Annotated in this window: 20 protein-coding genes, 1 tRNA gene and 1 pseudogene; 10 read left to right on the forward strand and 12 right to left on the reverse strand. The window is 64.8% G+C overall.

Annotation, left to right across the window (positions count from 1 at the left end):
* Window positions 1-211: 211 nt before the first annotated feature.
* A tRNA-Arg gene (locus tag AC5ZFO_RS12045) sits at window positions 212-288 on the reverse strand.
* A 142-nt stretch (window positions 289-430) separates the two neighbouring features.
* Between AC5ZFO_RS12045 and AC5ZFO_RS12050 the strand changes: the two genes are divergently transcribed.
* Both AC5ZFO_RS12050 and AC5ZFO_RS12055 read left to right on the forward strand, forming a co-directional pair.
* Window positions 431-784 (forward strand): VOC family protein, encoded by a 354-nt coding sequence (locus AC5ZFO_RS12050; RefSeq protein ID WP_282520288.1) that lies wholly within the window; start codon window positions 431-433, stop codon window positions 782-784.
* A gap of 124 nt (window positions 785-908) precedes the next feature.
* The gene (locus tag AC5ZFO_RS12055; RefSeq protein WP_282520287.1) at window positions 909-1,202 is read left to right on the forward strand and encodes a GYD domain-containing protein; all 294 of its coding nucleotides are present in this window, start codon (window positions 909-911) and stop codon (window positions 1,200-1,202) included.
* A 69-nt stretch (window positions 1,203-1,271) separates the two neighbouring features.
* On the opposite strand, the gene AC5ZFO_RS12060 is transcribed toward AC5ZFO_RS12055, so the two are convergent.
* From AC5ZFO_RS12060 to AC5ZFO_RS12080, 5 genes are all read right to left on the reverse strand, one after another.
* The gene (locus AC5ZFO_RS12060) at window positions 1,272-2,228 is read right to left on the reverse strand and encodes a tripartite tricarboxylate transporter substrate-binding protein (RefSeq protein WP_282520286.1); all 957 of its coding nucleotides are present in this window, start codon (window positions 2,226-2,228) and stop codon (window positions 1,272-1,274) included.
* Between the two features lie 47 nt (window positions 2,229-2,275).
* Window positions 2,276-2,647, reverse strand: coding sequence for a dimethylsulfonioproprionate lyase family protein (locus AC5ZFO_RS12065; RefSeq protein ID WP_282520285.1), 372 nt, complete (start codon window positions 2,645-2,647; stop codon window positions 2,276-2,278).
* A 25-nt stretch (window positions 2,648-2,672) separates the two neighbouring features.
* Window positions 2,673-3,311 (reverse strand): RraA family protein, encoded by a 639-nt coding sequence (locus AC5ZFO_RS12070; protein ID WP_282520284.1) that lies wholly within the window; start codon window positions 3,309-3,311, stop codon window positions 2,673-2,675.
* Between the two features lie 23 nt (window positions 3,312-3,334).
* On the reverse strand, window positions 3,335-3,478 hold the full coding sequence (locus AC5ZFO_RS12075; protein ID WP_282520530.1) for a hypothetical protein: 144 nt from the start codon (window positions 3,476-3,478) through the stop codon (window positions 3,335-3,337).
* 152 nt (window positions 3,479-3,630) lie between these two features.
* On the reverse strand, window positions 3,631-4,659 hold the full coding sequence (locus AC5ZFO_RS12080; protein WP_282520283.1) for an alpha/beta hydrolase: 1,029 nt from the start codon (window positions 4,657-4,659) through the stop codon (window positions 3,631-3,633).
* Window positions 4,660-4,868: 209 nt separating this feature from the next.
* On the opposite strand from AC5ZFO_RS12080, the gene AC5ZFO_RS12085 reads away from it, so the two are divergent.
* Complete coding sequence (locus AC5ZFO_RS12085) at window positions 4,869-5,495, forward strand: hypothetical protein (RefSeq protein ID WP_282520282.1); 627 nt, start codon at window positions 4,869-4,871, stop codon at window positions 5,493-5,495.
* Window positions 5,496-5,617: 122 nt separating this feature from the next.
* Here AC5ZFO_RS12085 and AC5ZFO_RS12090 read toward each other — a convergent pair whose 3' ends face one another.
* Together AC5ZFO_RS12090 and AC5ZFO_RS12095 are read right to left on the reverse strand one after the other, a co-directional pair.
* Window positions 5,618-5,833: a hypothetical protein gene (locus tag AC5ZFO_RS12090; protein WP_282520281.1), complete on the reverse strand. Its 216-nt coding sequence runs from the start codon at window positions 5,831-5,833 to the stop codon at window positions 5,618-5,620.
* Between the two features lie 18 nt (window positions 5,834-5,851).
* A complete protein-coding gene (locus tag AC5ZFO_RS12095) occupies window positions 5,852-6,859 on the reverse strand; it encodes a 2-dehydropantoate 2-reductase (RefSeq protein ID WP_282520280.1) in 1,008 nt (335 codons plus the stop codon).
* Between the two features lie 167 nt (window positions 6,860-7,026).
* Here AC5ZFO_RS12095 and AC5ZFO_RS12100 point away from each other — a divergent pair, with 167 nt between their 5' ends.
* Entirely contained in the window at window positions 7,027-7,629 is a 603-nt protein-coding gene (locus tag AC5ZFO_RS12100) for a YidB family protein (protein ID WP_282520279.1), read from the forward strand.
* 42 nt (window positions 7,630-7,671) lie between these two features.
* Complete coding sequence (locus AC5ZFO_RS12105; protein ID WP_083636342.1) at window positions 7,672-7,944, forward strand: GlsB/YeaQ/YmgE family stress response membrane protein; 273 nt, start codon at window positions 7,672-7,674, stop codon at window positions 7,942-7,944.
* Window positions 7,945-8,071: 127 nt separating this feature from the next.
* Here the strand turns inward: AC5ZFO_RS12105 and AC5ZFO_RS12110 are convergent, their stop codons facing one another.
* Window positions 8,072-8,857, reverse strand: coding sequence for an SDR family NAD(P)-dependent oxidoreductase (locus AC5ZFO_RS12110; protein WP_282520278.1), 786 nt, complete (start codon window positions 8,855-8,857; stop codon window positions 8,072-8,074).
* Window positions 8,858-9,117: 260 nt separating this feature from the next.
* Between AC5ZFO_RS12110 and AC5ZFO_RS12115 the strand changes: the two genes are divergently transcribed.
* The 3 genes from AC5ZFO_RS12115 to AC5ZFO_RS12125 are packed head-to-tail and all read left to right on the forward strand — an operon-like array spanning window position 9,118 to window position 12,186.
* Window positions 9,118-10,179 (forward strand): acyl-CoA dehydrogenase family protein, encoded by a 1,062-nt coding sequence (locus AC5ZFO_RS12115; RefSeq protein ID WP_282520277.1) that lies wholly within the window; start codon window positions 9,118-9,120, stop codon window positions 10,177-10,179.
* 18 nt (window positions 10,180-10,197) lie between these two features.
* Complete coding sequence (locus AC5ZFO_RS12120) at window positions 10,198-11,358, forward strand: acyl-CoA dehydrogenase family protein (RefSeq protein WP_007599295.1); 1,161 nt, start codon at window positions 10,198-10,200, stop codon at window positions 11,356-11,358.
* Between the two features lie 15 nt (window positions 11,359-11,373).
* Window positions 11,374-12,186 carry an enoyl-CoA hydratase/isomerase family protein gene (locus tag AC5ZFO_RS12125; protein WP_282520276.1) on the forward strand — a complete coding sequence of 271 codons (813 nt, stop codon included), beginning with the start codon at window positions 11,374-11,376 and terminating at the stop codon, window positions 12,184-12,186.
* 52 nt (window positions 12,187-12,238) lie between these two features.
* On the opposite strand, the gene AC5ZFO_RS12130 is transcribed toward AC5ZFO_RS12125, so the two are convergent.
* The 3 genes and pseudogenes from AC5ZFO_RS12130 to AC5ZFO_RS12140 all read right to left on the reverse strand — a co-directional run bounded on the left by AC5ZFO_RS12130 (window position 12,239) and on the right by AC5ZFO_RS12140 (window position 15,120).
* A complete protein-coding gene (locus tag AC5ZFO_RS12130) occupies window positions 12,239-12,988 on the reverse strand; it encodes a VOC family protein (RefSeq protein ID WP_496122108.1) in 750 nt (249 codons plus the stop codon).
* Window positions 12,989-12,990: 2 nt separating this feature from the next.
* The gene (locus tag AC5ZFO_RS12135; RefSeq protein WP_282520274.1) at window positions 12,991-13,779 is read right to left on the reverse strand and encodes an enoyl-CoA hydratase; all 789 of its coding nucleotides are present in this window, start codon (window positions 13,777-13,779) and stop codon (window positions 12,991-12,993) included.
* A 133-nt stretch (window positions 13,780-13,912) separates the two neighbouring features.
* A pseudogene (locus tag AC5ZFO_RS12140) lies at window positions 13,913-15,120 on the reverse strand (ABC transporter substrate-binding protein).
* Between the two features lie 367 nt (window positions 15,121-15,487).
* Between AC5ZFO_RS12140 and AC5ZFO_RS12145 the strand changes: the two are divergent.
* Both AC5ZFO_RS12145 and AC5ZFO_RS12150 read left to right on the forward strand, forming a co-directional pair.
* Window positions 15,488-16,258: a thermonuclease family protein gene (locus AC5ZFO_RS12145; protein WP_282520273.1), complete on the forward strand. Its 771-nt coding sequence runs from the start codon at window positions 15,488-15,490 to the stop codon at window positions 16,256-16,258.
* A 36-nt stretch (window positions 16,259-16,294) separates the two neighbouring features.
* The gene (locus AC5ZFO_RS12150; RefSeq protein ID WP_496122109.1) at window positions 16,295-17,785 is read left to right on the forward strand and encodes a M48 family metalloprotease; all 1,491 of its coding nucleotides are present in this window, start codon (window positions 16,295-16,297) and stop codon (window positions 17,783-17,785) included.
* The last annotated feature ends 71 nt before the right edge of the window (window positions 17,786-17,856 follow it).

Here is a 17,856-nt window from a genome sequence, read left to right on the forward strand (position 1 = left end):
GCCAGCAGCGATTCTCCACGCTCGAAAACTAGCTCGCCGACTGCAGCCGAAACTCGCATGTTCCGTACCCTCCTTCAGGCAGAACCGGGCTTTCGGGCCGACATCGAACTACGTTGGAGCTAGCTACGCGCCGCGTTACCCCAGGTGTTACCCTAGAGTTGTTTGCAGCCTACTGTAGGCCTTGCAGATTGAGGTAAGCCTTTGTAATCGCTGGCGATCCCGGCATGACTCGAACATGCGACCTACGGTTTAGGAAACCGCCGCTCTATCCGGCTGAGCTACGGGACCGCGGAACCCGCTGGTACGGGTTCGATCCCGTCATAGCAGAGCAAAATGCGGTTCGCCAGCCGTCAGGCGGGCCGGATCATCGTCAACCTGAACAGGGCGGCAATACAATCGCTTCCAGGCCCCTCTCGGCGGAGCAGATCACATGATCGAAAGCATCAGCGCCATCACGCTGGGCACGCATGACATGGGGCGCTCCGTGCACTTCTACCGGTCGCTGGGGTTCGAGCTCCTGTATGGCGGCGAAACCGCCGCATTCACCAGCTTTCGCGCCGGCACCGGCTATCTCAACCTGACGGCGCAGCCGGACGACAAGCGCTGGTCCTGGTGGGGCCGCATCATCTTCCACGTCGCCGATGTCGACGGGATCTACGAGCGCGCACGCGCCGCCGGATGGCAGCCGTCGACCACGCCGCGCGATGCAGAATGGGGTGAGCGCTACTTCCATCTCACCGACCCCGACGGCCATGAGCTCAGTTTCGCGCGGCCGTTGTCCTGACCGAACAAGTCACACCCGCTGACGTTCCCAACACGCAAGTAGCGCTGTCTCAGCCGCCGTGGCAAGCTCTGCGCGGTTGCCTCAAGCGAGAATTGGATCTGGGTTCTAACCAGGGAGGACGACCATGGTAACCTATGTCGTGCTGGCGAACTTCACTGATCAGGGAGTCCGCAACATCAAGGACTCGCCGAAGCGGGCCGACGCCTTCAAGGAGATGGCCAAAACGTTCGGCGTGACCGTGAAAGAGATCGTCTGGACGCAGGGACGATATGACGTTGTAACCGTTCTCGAGGCTCCAGATGAGGCTGCCGCGATGTCGCTCAGCCTTAGTCTCAGCGCACTCGGCAATGTCCGCACCGAAACGCTGCGCGCGTTTTCGGCGACAGATATGACAAAGATCGTCGGCAAGATGCTCTGACGCTCAAGCCCGCGCGAGCGCACCGGACTTGGCACCGAACCTGGGATGGCAATCCCGGGCATGGGCTTTTCATGCCTTGATATTGTTGTCCTTCACCACCTTACCCCAATAGGCGACCTGCTTGTCGAAGAAGGTCTTGAATGCGGCGCCGTCCTGGAGCAGCAGCGTCATCTGCTGGGTTTCCTTGAGCTGGGCGGCGGTCGCGGGCTCGCTCAGGATCTCCCTGGACGCCGTCGCCATGGCCGCAACGACATCCGGCGGCGTGCCCGCGGGCGCAAAGATGCCCCACCAGGCGAGCGTCTCGAAGTCCGGAAAGCCCGCCTCGATCGCAGTCGGCGTATCCGGCAACGCCGGCAGGCGCTCGCGGCCGAGTTGCAGGATCGGCCGCAGCATGTTGGTGCCGAGCTGAGCCGAGACCAACGCCGCCGATCCCGCGATCAGATCGACATGGCCGCCGAGCACGTCGTTCATCGCCGGGCCGCCGCCGCGATAGGGCACGTGCATGATCTCGACGCCGGCCTTGGTGCCGAGCACCGTCATGGCGAGATGGCCGAGCGTGCCGATGCCGACGGAGGCATATTTCACCGCGCCGGGCGTCGCCTTGCAGGCGGCGACCACGTCGGCAAAGCTCTTGTAGGGACGGCCGGCGCCGGCGGCGATCACATAAGGCGCGGTGCCCACCAGCAGCACCGGCATCAGCTCGCGCTCGACATCGACCGGCGGCTTGTCGAGGATGGACGGGATCACCGCGTGGGAATCGAAGGTGACCAGGAACGTCGAGCCGTCCGGCGGGCTCTTGGCGACTTGCGCGGCCCCGAGCGCGCCGGCGGCGCCCGACTTGTTCTCGACCACGACGATGCGGTTGAGCTTTGTCTGCAGATTTGCCTGCAACAGCCGCGCCATCGCATCGGTCGATCCGCCCGGCGGAAACGGCACGACCAGAGTAATCTTGCCGGCCTGCGCGAGCGCTGGCGCGATTGCGAGAATAACGGGCGCTGCCAGCAGCGTGCGTCGCGTGATCGTCATGGTCCCCTCCCCTTTGGTTTTGCGCCCGGCCTTATGCTCTTTGGCGCCTAGGTCGTGCCGAAGCCCGACCCCGCTTTTTTGTATTCTGGCCGTGGTGGACTGAAAATGTCCAGCACGCGGGCCCCATCGGGGCCGGCGCGCATCGTGTGCGGCACGTTGCCGGGCGTGCGCCAAAAATCGCCCTTCTTCACCGGAATTTCCTCATCACCCTGGACGCGGATGGCGGAGCCGTCGAGCAGCACGCCCCATTGCTCCTCGGGATGATGATGCAGCGTGCCCTGCGCATGCGGGGCCAGCGTCACCACCGAAAGCATCGCTTGCTCGCCGGAGAAGATGCGCGTGGTGACCCCCGCCGCGAGCTCGCGAAGCAGCCCGTCGCTGGCATCGTCGATATTGTGGAATTCGTCCTTCTGGCTCACGTCACTTTCCCTTCGTTTTCTCTGATCAGGATTTGCCGTAAGCCCCCTGGTAGCGGCCCTCGCGGATCGCCTTCATGGTCTCCTCCTCGCGCGCGACCTGGGCGCGGACGGCTTCCAGCAGCGCCGCGGCGCCGGCGACGGGGAACGAGACCACGCCGTCCTCATCGCCGACCACGATGTCGCCGGGCGAGATCACGCTGCCGCCGATCGTCACGGGCACGTTGATCTCGCCGGGGCCGTTCTTGTAGGGGCCGCGATGGATCACCGCGCGGGCGTAGCAGGGAAAGTCGTCAGCGGCGAAGGCGGCGACATCGCGGATCGCGCCGTCGATGACATAGCCTTCGGCTTTGCGCCACTGCGCGATGTTCTTCATGATCTCGCCGACCAGCGCGCGGGTCTCGTCGCCACCGCCGTCGACCACGATGACGTCGCCGGGGCCGACCAGTTCAAGTGCGCGGTGGATGGCGAGATTGTCGCCGGGACGGGTGCGCACGGTGAAGGCCGTCCCCACCAGCTTGCCGCCGCGATGATAGGGTTTCAGCCCCACCGCGCCCGGCAACCGGGCGAGATTGTCTGAAATGACCGAGGTCGGCGCGCCGCGAAAACCCTCGATGATCTCGGCCGGCGGCTTCGGCACGCTGTTCGCTGCGATGGTGATCGTCATGTCTCAGTCCTTCTGTATTCTTTTTATTCGGCGTGCGCCCGCGCCTTCGCCGGCCAAATCCGGAAAGCGCGCCCTTCCTTCATCCACGCCGCGCGCTCGTCGCGCAACAGGGTGCGGCGAACTTTTCCGGAATCATCGCGCGGCGGGGCGCTGACGAGCAGCAGCATCAGGCGTTTCCACTTCTTCTTGGCGTCGTCCCAGGATGAGGACGTCGCGAGACGAAGTGTAACAGCCGGAGCCAACGCTTCAAGGGATCTGCCTTCAAGGGATCTGGCTTCAAGGCATCGGCCTTCAAGGTGCCGCCTTCAATGCATCGGCATCAGCGCTCGGCCTCGCAGCCCGGAATATCGAACAGCGCCGCGAGGCCGCATTTCGAGGTCAGCATCTTGTCGCCGTCATGGCCGACGCCGGCGACGTCCCAGACCCGGTGATTGGGCGTGCCGCGGTCGCGCCTGGCCATCGCATCCGCATAAGCGTGGCCGCGGGCGTAGCGCGTGGGACCTTGCGCCTCGGCCATGCAGCTCTTGTCCAGCGCGGAGTGCTTCGGATTGGTGTCGAGCGTGCCGAGCAGATAGATCACCTCGCGCTCGACATAGCGCTGCTCCAGCGCGGCCGGCGTTGCGTTCGCAAGATAGAGCGGACGCCCGTCCATGCCGTATTTCCAATTGTTGTAGCCCGGGCAGGATGCGGCGATCGCCGGCACGGGCCGCGTGTTGCTGAAATAAGCGTAGGAGGAGGGATTGGCGACGACGTAGCGGACATCGATATGCTGGCGCGACAGCGCCGCCTCGCCTTTGCCGGCGATGGCATAGCGTTGCGCGACCTGGCCACCGCCGGAATGGCCGGCAACGACGACCTGCTTCAGATTCGGGAAGATACGCCGGTCCGAGAGTTTGGCGAGGATCGCATCGAGCGCATCGAAGGACGAGACCGGATTCGGCGCCAGCGCGGCGTCGCCGCCCTCCCATCCCTCCAGCGACCAGCGCAGCGTATCCGCGGGCAGCTTGTGCGCGTCGATATCGATCTCCGCCAGAAACTGCGGGACGATCATCAGCGCGCTCTTGCCGTCGTCGCCCGCCGCAACCTGCGCAGTATGGGCCGACATGTAATATTCGTCGGCATTGCGCAGGCGTCCGTGCAGCACGATGATGGCACGCGAGATCGCCGGCAGCGGCAGCGACCAGTCGCTGGAGAGATAGAGCGGCAGCATTCCCTGGCCGCTGACCGAGAGCCGCGCGTCGGCGATCGCCCTCACCGGCCTGCGGTTGGGCGCTTCCTCGTCCGCTGCGAACGCATGGCTGGAAATGAACGCCAATGTGATTGCGGCGAGACGGGCCAACGCTCTCATGACGGATATTCCCCTTCGAATTCAAACCAATAAAAGTCTAAGCCGATCATGGGCTGCGCGGCTGTGACTCCCGCGCCACGTCAAGCAAAAAATGTCAGCATTCCAGCCATGAAATTCCCGAGTTCCACGGGTGACAAGCCGGCGATAAAGGGGCAAAAATCGGACCCGACTCAGTTCGGGTTGAGTTTTGTAAGGAATGCTCCTGTAGAATGTCGGACGTAGTTGCATCGCGTCGTGCGGCGCTTGTCGTTGCCGCAGCAGGATTTTTTCTGCTGACGCCGTTGCATGCCCATGCCCAATGGTGGAAGCGCGCGCCCGTCGATTTCGAGGAATGCGCCGACGCCGCCGAGAAGGCGGCGAACAAGACCGAGAAGACGGCTGCGCTTGCCGATTGCAACGCCAAGTTCGCCGGCCGCCGCAAGCCAGGCGGCGGATATTCCTATTACGATTTCCTCCAGGACCGCACCTTCGACATCGCAGGTCCCAATCCGACGCCGGAGGAGCAGAAGAGGATCGACGAATCCTACACCGCCTACCTGGCAAATCAGCGCCGCAGCAATGAAGCGGCCCAAGTCGCCGCGCGCCAGCAACGCGAGCAGCGCGAGCAGCAGGAACAGCAAGCGCGGCAGCAGCAGGTCGCGCTGCGAACCGAGGTCGAGCGCGTGCCCGTCCCGGTCGAGCGGCCCAAGGTGCAGCAGTCCGTCAGCCCGCGACCGAAGGGCCCGCCCTGCACCAAGGGCTCGTTCTCCTGCGAATGGCCGCGGCTATCGGAAAGCTTGAGCGATCTGAAGAAGCTGTTCACCCCGGCGCCAAGCAAGCCGGCAAAGAAGGGCTGAGTCGCGGCTTCAGCCGTCATTGCGAGCGTAGCGAAGCAATCCAGAGTCTTTCCGCGGAGGGATTCCGGATTGCTTCGCTGCGCTCGCAATGACGAGTTGGATGGATATTCGTGCCCCCATCCTCAGTTCGGATGCTTCTTCTTGACGCGCTTGGGTGCGGGCACCGATTGACTCCCCGGCGCCGTTGTCGTCGGCGAAGCACTCAACGCCTTGCGACTCTCCTGCAATCGCGCGTCATAGCCGGGAGAGTTCATCACCGTCGGCGGCCTGGCGTGCGTGAGCGTCGATGCGCCGCAGAGCGCGGCCAGCGCGAGACCGATCGCCAAACAACGCCTCATCGCGTTCCTCCTTAGCACTCAGGCCGCTCCGCGGATCTGCTGCGGCGTCAGCCGCGGCGGACCATTGCCTGCCGCCTCCGCCTGCTTGATCAGCGCAACAATGCGGCGCATCAGCGGCACGTCGACATTGTTCTGCTCGGCGAGTGCGATGACTGCGCCCTGGAGATAGTCGATCTCGGTCTTGCGGCCCTGCTTCAGGTCCTGCCACATCGAGGAGCGCGCCTCGGGATCGATCTTCATCGTGCGCCCCAGGATCGCATTGAAGATCACATCGGGCAGTCTCAGCAGGGTCGGCGTCCACCTCAGCGGGATCGGCGTCGCCGAGACCGGCGCGATGCCGGCGGCCTTCATCGCAGCCACGCCTTCGGCCATCTGGTCGGCGAACAGTTTTCGCCAGTCACGGTTCGCCAGTTGCGCGGCGAGCGGCATGTCGGACAACGCGCTGAGCGCATTGTTCAAATTGATGATCAGCTTGCCCCATTGCACGCCGGTGATGTCACGGCTTGCGCGCATGGCGAGGCCGGGCACCGACAGCGAGGCGGCCGTATTCGCCTCATCCTCGCCGACATGGATGTCGCCGGACGTCGAGCGGTGGAAGCGTCCCTCGCCCATCGCGATCACGTTGAACGGCACCATGCCGGCGAGCACGCGCCGGCCGCCGAGCCGCTCGCGCAGAACCGCGACATTGCCGACGCCGTTCTGCAGGGAGACGATGACGGCGTCCTGCGGCGCGTGCCGGGCAATCTGGTCCGCGACATCGGCGGTGTCGGCGCTCTTCACCGTGACCAGCACGATGCCGGCGCTGTGGAAGATCGCGGGATCCTCCGACAGCGCGAGCTGGCCCGCGCCGAGCTTCTGCTCGGAGCCGTCGAAATCGGTCAGCCGCAGGCCGAACCGCTCGATCTCGGTTTTGACCCGCGGCCGCACCAGCAGCGCGACGCGGCGCCCTCCGGCCGCCAGTTGGCCTCCGACGAAACAGCCGATGGCGCCCGCGCCGGCCACCACGATCGGTCGATCCGCAACCACCTGACCTTGCTCCCTTGAATGACGCGCCCTCGATAGCAGAGGCAACGCCGGCTGCCCATTGGTTGCGGTGCATTCGCCTTGTAACCGTCATGAGAGCCTCATATGTTTTTGCCCCGGGGGCTGTCACCGGCGAGAACTCGCCGACGAGAACGCCAAAGGAGAGCACCATGGGTCTACTCGACGTCCTCAACGGCATGCAGAACGGCCCCCGCGGCCCGAGCACGCCCAGCTCCGAGAATTCCTCCGGCGGCATGTCGCCGATGACCATGGCGCTGCTCGGCCTGATTGCCTGGAAGGCCTTCAAGCATCTGACGGCAGGCCAGCCCGAAGCAGCGCCAGCATCGCAGCAGCGCTCGCCGCTGCCGCCTCCAACGCCTGTCAATACGGGCAGTAGCGCTGTTCCCGGCGGCCCCGGTGGTAGCGGCGGCCTCAGCGATCTGCTCAAGGGCGGCCTCGGCGGCCTGCTCGCGGGCGGCGCCGCCGGCACCGTGCTGAGCGGCGGTCTCGGCGATCTCCTCAACCAGCTCCAGCAGGGCGGCCATGGCGAGACCGCGAGCACCTGGGTCGGCAAGGGCGAGAACAAGGCGATCGCGCCCGGCGATCTCGCCAATGCGCTCGGCGCCGACCAGATCGAAAGCCTGTCCTCCCAGAGCGGCCTGTCGCGCGAGGAACTGCTCTCCGGTCTCAGCCAGTATCTGCCAAAGGTGATCGACCACCTGACGCCGGACGGACGGCTGCCGACCGAGAACGAACTCTCGGGCAGACTTTAATCGAACTTTGATCGACGCATTCTCGGGAAGGGGAGCACTGACATGAGCATGGGCGGCCTGTTGTGGATCATCGTCGTCGGCTTCATCGCCGGCCTCATCGCGCGCTGGCTGGCGCCGGGACCGAACAACCCGAGCGGCTTCATCCTCACCACCATCCTGGGCATTGCGGGTGCGTTTCTCGCCACCTTCGTCGGCCAGGCGATCGGGCACTATAGCCCCGACCAGGGCGCCGGCTTCATCATGGCCACGATCGGGGCGGTGGTGGTGCTCTTCATTTGGCACCGGCTGGTCGCGAGCGGCGTGATAAAAGGATAGCGGTGCGGGACGTCGGGCACGACGCCGCCCTCGCACTCCGTCATTGCGAGGAGCCCTTGCGACGAAGCAATCCAGATTGTCCGCGCGGACGCTCTCTGGATTGCTTCGCTTCGCTCGCAATGGCGAATTAAGTTATCAAATGCATCCCCGCATCCATGCGCACGACTTCGCCGGTCATGTTGCTCGACGCCGGCGTTGCCAGGAAGCAGACCAGCTGCGCGATGTCATTGGCGGATGATGCGACCTTGAGCGGCACCTTCGCCACCACGCTGTCGCGCACCTGCTTGGCGCCGGCCTCGCCGCGGCCCTTGGTGAACCAGGGCGTGTCGATATAGCCGGGGCACACCGTGTTGACGCGGATCAGCGGCGCCAGTGCACGTGACAGCGACAACGTCATCGTGTTGAGCGCGCCCTTGCTCGCAGCATAGGCGATCGACGAGCCGACGCCGCTGATGCCGGCAACCGAGGACACGTTGACCACGGCGGACGGCCGCTCCGAAGCCTTCGCGCCGGCCTCGAGCAGGCTGCGCGCCGCGCGCACCATCTGGAACGGGCCGATGGTGTTGACGCCGTACAAGCGCTGGAAATCTTCAGCCGACAATCCATCGAGATCGGCATGCGCGACATGCTTGGTGATGCCGGCATTGTTGACGAGCACGTCGAGCCGGCCCCAGCCGCTGGCTGCCGCGACGATCTTGCGGCAATCCTCGTCGCGCGAGACGTCGCCCTGCGCGACCAGAACTTCCGGAGAGCCCGCCTTGCGGCAGAGTTCGGCGGTGGCCTCGGCTTCCTTCTGGCTCGAGGAATAGTTGATGACGAGCCGCGCCCCGCTCCGCGCGAGAATTTCCGCGGTCGCAGCACCAAGTCCGGATGCGGACCCCGTCACGATTGCGCACAGACTGTCTTTTGCCATCCGGATTTCCTTCCCCTTGATTGAATGCAAGCCTTAAGCAGCTGGCCCTATTTAGCGAGTTTGCCGCGCCCTGCAAATCGAGCAAACTCCGCTAAGCGGAATTAGTCCATAGCAGCTCTTGCGCCCATGCCGGAGCCGCAGATGGGCCTGCGATCAACGCTTGTCAGGGCCATGGCTTTTTCGGATCATCGGGCGCAAGAAGAGACCGCGCGCCGCACCGACTGGACGGAACGCGCCAATGGCAAAACACGGGGAACGCTGTGGCGGAGAGTGACAATATCGTCGTCGAGACCGCGGAGAAAATCTTCGCCGATCTCGCCGATCCGCAGACCATCAACAACGACAAGAAGGGTTCGTGGCAGGCGCCGCTGTGGCAGGCGCTGAGCGAAGCCGGCTTGCCTCTGTCCTGGGTGCCCGACGATCTCGGCGGCTCCGGCGCCAGCCTTGCCGACGGTTTTGCGCTGCTGAACGCCGCCGGCCGCTTCGCGGTCGCGGTTCCCCTGGCCGAGACCATGCTGGCGGGCTGGTTGCTTGCGCAGGCGAAAATCGCTTCACCGGAAGGCGAGATGACGGTGCTGCCGGCCTCGCCGAAGGATCGCATCACGCTCGATGCCGACGGCGCGCTCTCGGGCCGCGCCCGCGGCGTGCCCTTTGCCAAGGCGGCGAAGCACTTTGCGGTGCTGGCGCACGGCAAGGATGGGATCTCGATTGCCTTGGTCGAAGCGAGCAGGGGCCGGATCGACTCCGGACTCAACCTCGGCTACGACCACAGCGATACCGTGACGCTCGACAAGGTCCAGCCCGTCGCCGTCAAGCCCGCGAAGGGCTTCGACCAGACCACGCTCATGCTGATGGGCGGCGTCGCGCGCAGCCTTCAGATCGCGGGCGCGCTGGAAGCGATGCTCGACATCTCCGTGCGCTATTCCAACGAGCGCGTCGCATTCGAGAAGAAGATCTCGAAGTTTCAGGCCGTGCAGCACAATCTCGCCCGTCTCGCCGGCGAATCCGCTGCCGCGCTTGCGGCCGCAACATCCGCGGCCGACGCCATCGCGAACGCAAAGTCATTCGACGACGAGGTCTATCTCGAAGCCGCCTCGGCAAAGATCCGCTGCGCGGAAGCCGCGGAGAAAGGCGGCGCCATCGCGCATCAGGTGCACGGCGCCATCGGCTTCACCAGCGAGCACATCCTGCACCGCTTTTCGCTACGGGCGCTGGCCTGGCGCGACGATTTCGGCTCGGAGAGTCACTGGGCCGTCGAGCTCGGCAAGCTGGTCGCAAACCGCGGCGCCGACGAATTGTGGCCGCTCGTGGCTTCGCGCTGATCAGGGGACGAGACAACAATGACCGCTGCCCTCCGTTTCGATCCGATCCGCCTGCCCGAGAAGTGCGAGCAATTGCGCAAGGAAGTGCGCGCCTTCCTCGCCGAGGAAATCGCGGCCGGCACCTTCGATCCGCACAAGCCCAACCGCGAAGACACCGACGCGCCGGAATTTTCCCGCCGGGTCGGCGCCAAGGGCTGGCTGGGCATGACCTGGCCGAAAAAATATGGCGGCCAGGAGCGCTCCTTCCTCGAGCGCTACGTGGTGACCGAGGAAATGCGCGTCGCCAACGCGCCGACGCGGCGTTTCTTCGTCGCTGACCGCCAGAGCGGGCCGGTGCTGATCAAATACGCGCCCGAGCATATCAAGATGGATATCCTGCCGCGCATCTGCCGAGGCGAGATCTGCTTTGCCATCGGCATGAGCGAGCCGAACTCCGGCTCCGATCTGTTCGCGGCGAAGACGCGCGCGACCAAGACCGACGGCGGCTATCTCATCAACGGCACCAAGATCTGGACCTCGTCGGCGCACATTGCCGACTACATGATCGCGATCTTCCGGACCTCGCAGCCGACCAAGGAAAACCGCCGTCACGGCCTGACGCAGTTTCTGGTCAAGATGAAGCAGCCGGGTATCCGAGTGAACCCGATCGGCCAGATCACCGGCCAGTACGAGTTCAACGAGGTCGTCTTCACCGACTTCTTCGTGCCCGATGATCACGTGCTCGGCGAAGTCGACGGCGCCTGGAAGCAGGCGACGAGCGAGCTCGCCTATGAGCGTTCCGGCCCCGAGCGTTTTCTGGAGACCTATTACGTGCTGACAGAGCTGGTGCGCGCGGTCGGCCCCAACCCGGACACGCGCAGCGCCGAGGGCATCGGCCGGCTCGTGGCGCAGCTCCACACCATGCGGCGCATGTCGGTCTCGGTTGCGGGCATGCTGCAGGCCGGCAAGGAGCCGGTCGTGGAGGCGTCCATCGTCAAGGACATCGGCACGGTCTGGGAGCAGCAGCTTCCGCACCGCGTGCGCGATCTCGCCGCCTTCGTCGAGGAGACCGCGACCAACCGCGAGACGCTGGAGCGGCAACTCGACTTCGCCATCAAGACCGCACCGAAACTCACCATCCAGGGCGGCACCACCGAGGTGCTGCGCGGCATCATCGCGCGCGGACTTGGGCTCCGCTAAACTTTCGAGGACATCATGAGCACCTACAAAGATATCGGCGTCGAGAAAATTGGCCACGTCGGCACCATCGAGATCCGCCGCCCGCCGCTGAACTTCTTCGACATCTCGCTGATCAACCAGATCGCGGATGCGCTCGACGAGTTCGATCGCGACATCGAGATCCGCGCATCCGTGCTGTCGGCGCAAGGCAAGGCATTCTGTGCCGGCGCCAATTTTGGCGATCCGGCGCGGCAAGCGCAGGAAGCGCGCGAGGCCGAGAAGAAGGGCGACCCGGCCGACAACCTCGGCCCGATCAACCATCTCTACATCCAGGCCGTGCGCATCTTCCGCGCCAAGAAGCCGATCGTCGCCGCGGTGCAGGGCGCAGCCATTGGCGGCGGACTTGGTCTCGCAGTGTCGGCCGACTTCCGCGTCACCTGCCCGGAAGCGCGCTTCTCCGCGAACTTCACCCGGCTCGGTTTCCATCCCGGCTTCGGCCTGACCGTGACGCTGCCCGAGCTGATCGGCAAGAACAACGCCGAGCTGATGTTCTACACCAGCCGCCGCGTCACCGGCGAAGAGGCCGTCAAGTGGGGCCTCGCCAACGAGCTGGTGCCGCAGGACCAGGTGAAGGCAGGCGCGATGAAGCTCGCCGCCGAGATCGCCGAATGCTCCCCGCTCGGCCTCCTCTCCACCCGCGCCACGATGCGCGCCAACCTCGCCGACCGCGTGATGGCCGCGACCAACCACGAACTCGGCGAGCAGACGCGCTTGCGGGCGACGGAAGACTTCAAGGAAGGCGTCAAGGCCACCGAAGAGCGCCGCGCGGCGAATTTTAGGGGAAGGTAGTCTCTTTCTTCCTTCTCCCCTTGTTGTGGGAGAAGGAAGCACGGGCCGGCTTTCAGCTTACGCGGAACGTCACCCCGCCGAGCAAAAACTCATTGCCCGCCACCGCGAGCCCCTTTGCCTTCGCGGCATGCAGCACGCTCGCGACATCCGCCACCTGAAACTCCAGCGCGCTCATGATCTCGCTCGCGCCCCTCACGAAACGGAAGGCGGCATTGGGCAGTTTCAATTCGGCATCGCCACAAGGCGCGACCCCGATGATCTTCCCCCAATGTTCTGCGAGCCCCCGCGGATCCGGGCTCTGCATCTCAACGCCCGTCAGCGCCAGCGTCACATCCTTGCGGATGAACTTTTGCCAATCCGGCCCCGCGGGCGGATACGGCCCCAGAATATCGTCGCTGCCTTTTGTATGGTTGAACTCGATGAAGGCGGCGCGGCAGTCGCGCGGGTGGAGCTGCACGCCGTGATAGGGCGCGTGGTCGATCACGTTGGCGGTGCGCACGCCCATCGCATTGGCGTTGCGGCCGCGTTCATCCGGATCGTTGCAGCAGAAGATCGCCATATAGCCGCCGCGGCCGCCGGTCTTCTCGATGAAGCGGCCGGCGGTGGTGCCGCCCTTGAACGGCGCGACCACCTCCAGCAAGATCGTGTCGACCGGAAGCAGCGCGTTCTCCAGGCCGTATTTGGCAACATTGCCATCGCGGTAGCAGACGTCGAGGCCCATGATCCCGGCGATGTCGGCGACCACAGGCGCGAGCTGCGGCGCGACGAGGCAGATCTGCCGGAGCCGCATATAGGGCGCCATCGTCATGCGCCCCTGAAGGTCGGCTTGCGCTTTTCGACAAAGGCCTTGGCGGCTTCCTTGTGGTCCTCGGTGTCGCTGCAACGGGTGTGATGGATCGCCTCGCCGTCGAAGCAATCTTCCAGCGCCAGATGCTCGGCGTTGTTGATGTTGCGCTTGATGAAGCCGAGCGCGATCGATGGGCCCTGCGCCAGCGACAGCGCGAGCTCGTGCGCGGCTGTGTCGATCTCGGCGTCGGGCACCACCTTCGTCACCATCCCGATCGCATGCGCCTCCTTCGCGGTGAGCACCGGCGACATCAGATAGAGCTCGCGCGCCCGCGCGCTGCCGAGCAGCTGCGTCAGGAAATAGGTGCCGCCATAATCGCCGGAGAAGCCGACCTTGGCGAAGGCGGTCGTGATCTTGCAGGATTCGCTCGCGATGCGCAGGTCGCAGGACAGCGCCATCGAAAGGCCGGCGCCGGCTGCAGCGCCGTCGAGCTGCGCCACCACGGGCTTCGGCATCTGGTGCAGGATGCGCGATACTTCCATGCCGCGGCGCAGGTTCGCCATTTTCACTTCGAACGGCAGCGGCGCACGGCCTGCCGCCATCGACTTGACGTCGCCGCCGACGCAGAACGAGCCGCCTGCGCCTTTGAACAACACCGCGCGCACCTCGGGATCGTCAGCCGCGCGCCGCGCGGCCTCGACCAGCCCCGCGACCATGTCGGGATTGAGCGCGTTCTTCCGCTCGGGACGATTCATCGTGATGGTGAGCAGTCCGCCTTCGAGCTTTTGCAGGACCATGTCGTTCATGGGACGCCTCCCTTGTTATTTTGCTCTGTCGATCGCCACACTCGTCATTGCGAGCGAAGCGAAGCAATCCAGGAATGCTTCGGCGGAGACGATTTGGATTGCTTCGTCACTTCGTTCCTCGCAATGACGAGGCTTATTTCTTCACCAGCGGGCAGCGCGACTGCTCCAGCGACTGGAACGCCTCGTTGCCGGGCACGGTGGCGAGCAGCTTGTAGTCGTCCCAGCGGCCCTTGGATTCCGACGGCTTCTTGACCTCGAACAGGTACATGTCGTGGATCATGCGGCCGTCCTCGCGGATCTTGCCGTTCTTGGCGAAGAAGTCGTTGATCGGTGTCTCCTTCATCACCTTGATGACCGCGGCCGAGTCGGTCGTGCCCGCGGCCTTCACGGCCTTCAAATAGTGCGTGACGGACGAATAGACGCCGGCCTGCGCCGAGGTCGGCGGCCGCTTCATGCGTTCGGTGAATCGCTTCGAAAATGCGCGCGTGTCATCGTTGAGGTCCCAGTAGAAGGCTTCCGCCAGCAGCAGGCCCTGCGCGGTCTCCAGTCCGATCGAGTCGATGTCGGTGACAAAGGCGAGCAGCGGCGAGACTTTCTGGCCGCCCTTGGTGATGCCGAATTCGGCCGCCTGCTTGATGGCGTTGACGGTATCGCCGCCGGCGTTGGCAAGGCCAATCACCTTGGCTTTGGACGCTTGAGCCTGGAGCAGGAACGACGAAAAATCCGAGGTGTTGAGCGGATGGCGCACGGCGCCGAGCACCTTGCCGCCGGTCTTGGTGACGACGGCGCTGGTGTCCTTCTCCAGGTCCTGGCCGAAGGCGTAGTCGGCGGTGAGGAAGAACCAGCTGTCGAGGCCGGACTTCACGGCGGCAAGACCGGTCACGTTGGCCTGGCCGTAAGTGTCGAACACGTAGTGAATGGTGTAGGGACCGCAGGCCTCGTTGGTGAGACGGATCGAGCCCGGGCCGTTGAACATGATGATCTTGTTGCGCGCTTCGCGATCTCGCCGGCGGCAAGCGCAGTGGCCGAGGCCGCGACATCGTAGATCATCTCGACGCCCTGGTTGTCGAGCATGTCGCGGGCGATGTTGGCGGACAGGTCAGCCTTGTTGAGATGGTCGGCTGCGAGCACCTGGATCTTGCGTCCCAGCACCTCGCCGCCAAAATCTTCGACGGCCATCTTGGCCGCGGTCTCGCTGCCGGGGCCGGTGATGTCGGCATACAGGCTCGACATGTCGAGGATGCCGCCGATCTTCAGCGGCGGCTTGTCCTGGGCCTGCGCGGCGGCGCTCGCACTCAGCGCAAACGCTGCGGCAAAAATGCCCGACAAAATATGCTTCATCGAAAAAGACCTCCCTTATCGCGCCGTACTCTGATGGCGGCTTGGTTATTGCTCTTGGTTGAAGCTGTTGCCGCAATCATGCCGCATGCGCGAAAGCACAGCAAGCGCGAGGGATGATGCGGCAGCACGATTGCCGCGCATGTTTTCCGCAAAGCGGAATGAAAATTGAACCGCACCTCCTTCCACGCGTCATTGCGAGCGCAGCGAAGCAATCCAGACTGTCGCCGTGTAAAGACGCTGGATTGCTTCGCTGCGCTCGCAATGACGGAGTGTGAGGCAGAAGCGAAGTGTCACACGTCGACTGCCCCCTTCGTCATTCGCCGCGTTTGGGTTAAAGCTAAAGCGCAACGCAACCTCTCCGGGTCATGTGACGCAACGGCTTCACCTCATCGTCGCATTTCTTCTCGCCGCGGCTCACACTGCGTTCGCCGCGCCGTGCCAATTCGAGACTCAGGGCGAAGGCCGCGTCGCGGCGATGGTCGATGCCCGCAGCGTGCGTCTCGATGACGGCCGCGAAGTCCGCCTCACCGGAATCGAGCCGACCGCGACGACGAAGCAGGCACTGACCTCGCTGCTCGTCGGCCGCGACGTGAGTCTGCGGAGCGCGGACGACACGCCCGACCGCTACGGCCGCCAAGCCGCGTTCATATTTGCCGGCGACAGCGGCATCTCCGTGCAGGCCGTGCTGCTCGCCCAGGGCGACGCCCTCGTCTCCGCCGAGATCGCGGACAAGGACTGCGCGGCAGCCCTGATGGCGGCGGAGACCGAGGCACGGCGCCAAAAAAAGGGCAACTGGGCTGACCCGTCGGCCATAAAAAACGCGGAAAGTCCGGACGATATTTTGGCGGGGATCGGGCGCTTTATGGTGGTCGAGGGCAAAGTCCTGTCGGTCCGGCAAGCTGGGACAATGACCTACCTCAACTTCGGATGGAACTGGACACGCGGCTTTGCCGTGACTATTTCAAAGCGCACGCAACCCGCGTTCGAAAACGCCGGGATTACTCTTAAGTCCCTGGAAAATCGACGCATTCGCGTCCGGGGCTGGGTCGAGGGGAATACAGGGCCGCGCATCGATGTGCGCCTTGCGGGACAGATCGAGTTGCTGGGCGCAAACGAGCCGACAGGGGTAAGGCCCTAATAAAGGGCCAGGCACGGGTTGAGCGACGTGAATGGGGTGCTAGAACGGCACGTATCGAGTGAACGCCGCCGCCTGCGGGCTGCGCCGGCCGCGCTGTGCCTCGTGCTGGGCTCAGCCCTTGCCGGTTGCGGCGACATGAACCGGTTCCAGACCGCGGCGGCCCCGCCGACCGTGGCGATGCCCAAGCCGAAACCGGCCGTCGCGCAGACCCCCGCCACCGAAAAAGAGCACGAGCGCATCCTGGCGAGCTACGGCGGCACCTACGACGACCCCAGGCTCGAATCGCTGGTCAGCAAGACCGTCGACCGGCTCGTCGCGGCGTCCGACCGCCCCGACCAGGGCTATAAGGTCACCATTCTCAATTCCGGCGCCGTGAACGCGTTCGCGCTGCCGAACGGCCAGCTCTATGTCACCCGCGGACTTCTTGCGCTTGCGAGCGATACTTCGGAATTGTCCTCCGTGCTCAGCCACGAGATGGCGCATGTGCTGTCCAAGCACGCCGCGATGCGCGAGGACCAGGCGCGCCAGGCCGCGATCGTCACCCGCGTCGTCACCGACATGAGCAACGATCCAGATCTCACCGCGCTTGCGCTGGCCAAGACCAAGCTCACCATGGCGAGCTTTTCGCGCAACCAGGAGTTCGAGGCCGACGGCATCGGCGTCGGCCTTTCCGCCAAGGCACATTTCGATCCCTATGGTGCCGCCCGCTTCCTCTCGGCGATGGAGCGCAATGCCGAGCTCAAGGTCGGCAAGACCTCGCTCGATCCACGCGCGCAGGATTTCACCTCGTCGCATCCGGCCACCCCCGAGCGCGTGCAGAATGCGCAGACCATCGCGCGGCAATATGCGGCGCCCGAGGGCGCCGAGCGCGACCGCGAGACCTACCTCGCCGCGATCGACAACCTCGTCTATGGCGAAGATCCCAGCGAAGGTTTTGTGCGCGGCCGGCGTTTCCTGCACCCGAAACTCGGCTTCACCTTCCAGGCGCCGGACAATTTCACGCTCGACAACACCGCGCAGGCGGTGATCGGCGTGCGCGACGGCGGCTCGCAGGCGATGCGCTTCGACGTCGTGAGGGTGCCGGCCGAGCAGTCGCTCGGCGATTACCTGAATTCCGGCTGGATGGAGGGCGTCGAGAAGGCCTCCATCGAAGACATCACCATCAACGGCTTTCCGGCCGCGTCCGCCACCGCCAAGGGCGATCAGTGGCAGTTCAAGGTCTATGCGTTGCGCTTCGGCAGCGACGTCTATCGCTTCATCTTCGCGACACGGCAGAAATCGACCGAGAGCGAGCGCAACGCGCGCGAGACCGTCAATTCATTCCGCCGCCTGACGCTCGACGAGATCCAGGCCGCGCGCCCGCTGCGCATCAAGGTCATCACCGTGCAGCCCGGCGACACCGTGGAATCGCTCTCCCACCGCATGGCCGGTGTCGATCATCCCGCCGAACGCTTCCGCGTGCTCAATGGGCTCGATCGCACCGCGCAGGTGAAGGTACGGGATCGCGTGAAGGTCGTAGCGGATTGATGCTGCCGTAGGGTGGGCAAAGCGAAGCGTGCCCACCATTCCCTAACGCAATCGTTGAGAGATGGTGGGCA

The organism is Bradyrhizobium sp. Unk1 (genome assembly GCF_059512345.1).